At 38.5% G+C, this 4,046-nt stretch carries 5 protein-coding genes and 1 pseudogene; all 6 read left to right on the plus strand.

The genetic code is table 11. The features are described from left to right. The first annotated feature begins 84 nt into the window (after positions 1 to 84). The gene (locus tag AC3DU7_RS27310) at positions 85 to 324 is read left to right on the plus strand and encodes a hypothetical protein (protein ID WP_488042408.1); all 240 of its coding nucleotides are present in this window, start codon (positions 85 to 87) and stop codon (positions 322 to 324) included. Positions 325 to 657: 333 nt separating this feature from the next. After that, a complete protein-coding gene (locus tag AC3DU7_RS27315) occupies positions 658 to 933 on the plus strand; it encodes a hypothetical protein (protein ID WP_488042409.1) in 276 nt (91 codons plus the stop codon). Positions 934 to 983: 50 nt separating this feature from the next. Continuing rightward, on the plus strand, positions 984 to 2,303 hold the full coding sequence (locus tag AC3DU7_RS27320; RefSeq protein ID WP_488042410.1) for an ATP-binding cassette domain-containing protein: 1,320 nt from the start codon (positions 984 to 986) through the stop codon (positions 2,301 to 2,303). A 65-nt stretch (positions 2,304 to 2,368) separates the two neighbouring features. Beyond that, positions 2,369 to 2,557, plus strand: a complete 189-nt coding sequence (locus AC3DU7_RS27325) for a hypothetical protein (protein WP_488042411.1) — start codon at positions 2,369 to 2,371, stop codon at positions 2,555 to 2,557. Between the two features lie 3 nt (positions 2,558 to 2,560). Next, entirely contained in the window at positions 2,561 to 2,902 is a 342-nt protein-coding gene (locus AC3DU7_RS27330; protein WP_488042412.1) for a hypothetical protein, read from the plus strand. A 182-nt stretch (positions 2,903 to 3,084) separates the two neighbouring features. Further along, a pseudogene (locus AC3DU7_RS27335) lies at positions 3,085 to 4,046 on the plus strand (hypothetical protein); the annotation flags it as partial.

Genomic DNA, 4,046 nt, shown 5'->3' on the forward strand with positions numbered 1-4,046 from the left:
TTGCCAGTTATGAAACTTTCAATATCTTGGAAGATAGTAGAAACACAAATCAACAAGTTGAGCTAGACGTTAGGAGAAATTAAAATGTTTAATTGCCGACAGCCTAAACGACTAGCCCAAATAGTTCCCTACCAAAACAAAACCAAAACAGGAAAAGGCTTAGTTGAATATTTAATACTACAAAAACCATCATCCTCAGCAATATTAGCCTCCCTACTAATAGCCTCATTTCTAACTGCAACTATCCTCCCTTGGATAAGCACAGTCGAGCCGACTAACGCTAAAACCAGCAAAACCTTACATTACAAAGAAAGCAAAATATGAAATACAAAAAAACTTCAGAACTACACAAAGCCTTTGAAAGTGGCGAGTTGTCTACTAGTTAATACGAGCTAAAAGTAAGCAACGATGCGGTTGTTCTGTATAACAAAAAGACGGAAAAAGAAGAGCCAGAGTCGTTTATTAGCGTAGGACACATGAGTACGATATGTGATTTGTTAGAGTGTCTAGAATTGCCTGCTAGCAAAGAAATAAATTAAAGGATAAATAGCCTCATTTCTAACTGTAACTATCTCCCCTTGGATAAAAACAGTCGAACCATTTGGAGCCAGTAATAACAAAACTTCACACATCAAAAATTAGTGATTTTTCCAGGATATGCAACAACTACTAAGTCAACTAAAAACCTGGAGTGAAAAATATCTACACTTCGACTTAATCTGTCTATTCTTTATTGGGTATGCAACAGCAATTATCCTATCAACTGACCACTATATCATCAGAATATTGACTTTTTTCCCACTACTGTTGTTATTGTTGATTGATTTAGTAGCTATACTTTTCCTCCCAGAAAAAATCAAAGAAATTTATAGCAAAACAATACTATTTGTTAGCGCATTAACCGCAGTTTTACTGTCAGTTTGGATAATCTAAATATAAAAGCCAGGGCACAACACCCTAACAGTTTTTTCTTACAAGGAAACATGATGCTAACTCACAACATTAAACCATTTCTCCAATCAATAGAATGGGGGTGTCGTTTAGCAGGTTTATCAACCGCCATAGTTGCTGCTTGTACCATCCGAACTGGCATTCCTTACAACTTTACCAACCTGCCACAACAACAACTACAAACCAACCGACAGGCAAAAGCATTAGTGTATATAGCCAGTTGTGGTTTATTGCTCACCGCTTACCGACTAAGCAGAATTAACAAAAAGCTGGCAACCTATCATCAAATAGCTGAGGAAGAGGGGTTGGCACAGTTTAGGCAGTCTCTCAAGTCAGCAGCAGTTAACCCATTACTACTACCAGAAGCAAAACCAGTCAACGACATTATTCAACCCATCCAACTCAAAGAAGTCTTACAGCGGGGGGTAAGTATAGTGCTGATGGGCAACTCCGGGTGTGGCAAGTCAAGTCTTATTAAATACTTTTGTGGGGAGATAGGCACTATTGAAAACCTAACTATTTGCAACCCCCACGACGACGGCAAAGACTTTGACAAAGGTATCCCAGTCATCTACAAATATGACGAGATACTAACTACAATTCAGCAAACGCTAAACGAACTAGATAAAAGAAAGGAGCAAAAGCGACAAAACAAAAACCTGCCATTCAGTGTCTATGTCTTTGACGAGTGGCCTTCAATCATTGCCTACGCAAACAAACAGAAAAAAGGCAGCTTAATAGAGGAAGCAATTATTAGGCTAGGCTCTGAATGTCGTAAGTTCAATATGCTAATTTTTTTCTGTTCCCAGTCTGGAAATATCAAAGCAATGGGGTTGGAAGGAATGGGAGACTTTTTAGAGAATTATGTCTGTATTAGGTTATGTAAAGTAGCAGTAAAATTTGCCAGACGAACTGGTTTAAGAGAAGTGCTATCAGTTATTACTAATCAAGCCTATCCTTGTCTAGTTGATGATGAATTGTCAGTGCATCCAACACACGGACACTATCAAGAATTTAAAGAAGGAAATTCACCTGCCAACATTAGTAAATTTGTAGTAAATGATAGCACATATAAAACTGCTATTACTAATAGTGATATTATGCTATCAACTAATAATTGTTATAATTCCCACTCAGAGTTACAGGAAGTTGCAGTAACTGATGATGTAAATACTGTAACTCAGGCATTGCATAATGTAACTCCGATAGCGACATCAGTGGTATCAGATGTAATGTCGGCAGTGCGAGCAGGAAAAACTGACAGTTACATTATCAAAAATATTCTTAAACTAGGTGGTCGCAATTTTCAAACTGGCAAGACTGTACTCACAATAATCAAAGAATTTATTTAGCGATATCATTGAACTTAAATACAACGTGCTTTCCAACTGCAATCAATAAAATAAAAGAGGTAATTATGAGTATCAGAATGACTGTAGATGTGAGACTTATTAGCAGTAAGCAACTAGCAGAAGAGTTTGTCGCTTCTATGGATAATTGGCTAAAAAGAGATGGTTTTAGACTTGCTAAACAACCTGCTTATTATCCTAGTAGAAAAGACCCTGATGATGTCAGAGTTTATACTGAATGGGTTAAGGAAAATTAGTTTGTGGTAAAGCTTATTTTTGAGAGCGTTAAAGTGACTAAAAAATGTGTTTGGTATAGGCGCATCTACAATGGCTATGAACCTGACAATACGATTATTTTTCATGGTATTGAAACCGACACCCCTGGTAAATATACTGCTGACGAATTAAAATTTTTTGGAGGCTTTAATGATGGAGCTATGAGTTGCTCGATTACTAATATGGGTGACGGAATTTATAGGGTGATTGTTGATGACGATGAGATTTTTTGTGATTCCTTTGTTGATGCTTGGGAGAGGTTGCCAGCTTTCTTAACCCATCCCGATCATTTTGAGGAGAGTGGTGTGATTGTGCGTGAGGGATAACTGCTTGATAAGTACGTTGATAAACCAGAATCTATGCTGAGTGGGTTAAAAAGTAGGTAGTCTTAGATGTGAGCAAGCACTATCGTGACTGTTAAGAATTATTACATTTCTCTTTAAAGGCGAATGAAGAGAAGGCAACACCACTCGCAAGTATTGCCTTCGTTATTTTTTTTCTCAATACAATGAATATTATAACACAAAAATCAAACAATAACAACCCTTCAAACTTTGACATTCGTAATTACCTCCACCTGCTAGGCGATCGCACAAAAGAAGGTAAATATACTTGTCCAAACTGCGGAGGCCACAACCTCTCAATCAATAAGCACGATGGCAAATATGACTGCTACAACTGCGGAGACACCAAAGCCATATTCAAAGCCATCAAACAAAAAGCAGGAGAATGGGAGGAATCATGGAACAAACCACCCAGGCCAAAGCAGACCAGGTATTTTCCCTACTCAGACAGAAACGGTAAGCGTTTTGTTGAGGTAAAAAGAATTGACTATGGCAATGGCAAGAAAAATTGCTTTCAGCAGCAATGGGATGGCAGTAAAAGAGAGTATGTACCTGGACTAAACGGAATTAACAGAGAAGACATCCCTATCTACAAATACAAGAAAATACAGCAAGCTATTGCCAACGACAAAAAAATCTTCATTGTAGAAGGAGAGACCGCCGCTGACACCCTATGGCGACTAGATATTCCAGCAACCTGCAACATAGGAGGTTCTGGGCAGTGGAGAGAATCAGACTCTCAAGACTTGAAAGGTGCAAAAGTTGTCATCTGTCCAGACCGCGATACTAAAGGCATCAAACACGCCGAACAAATTGCCAAAGACTTTTCAGATGCTCAATGGCTTTATGCTTATCCCCAGTCTTTTTTGTGGGAAAGAATAGAAAGTGGAGGTGGGGCAGATGTAGCAGACTGGATTCAAGACTACAGCCTTGCTGCTGAAGATATCTTAGGTGCGGTTGAGGATAAACAGAGAGAACTGAAACCTACAAAAGATAACGATAATAATGCAGACAACAGCGAACCTCCCGTCAAATATAAGCCCAAACACATTAAATGGGATAAATCTTGTCGTAGTTGGAGAATAGGAGCTGGTTCTCCTGCTGCAAATGCTCGGTTTCTGAAAGA

This window comes from Okeania sp. (assembly GCF_983059655.1).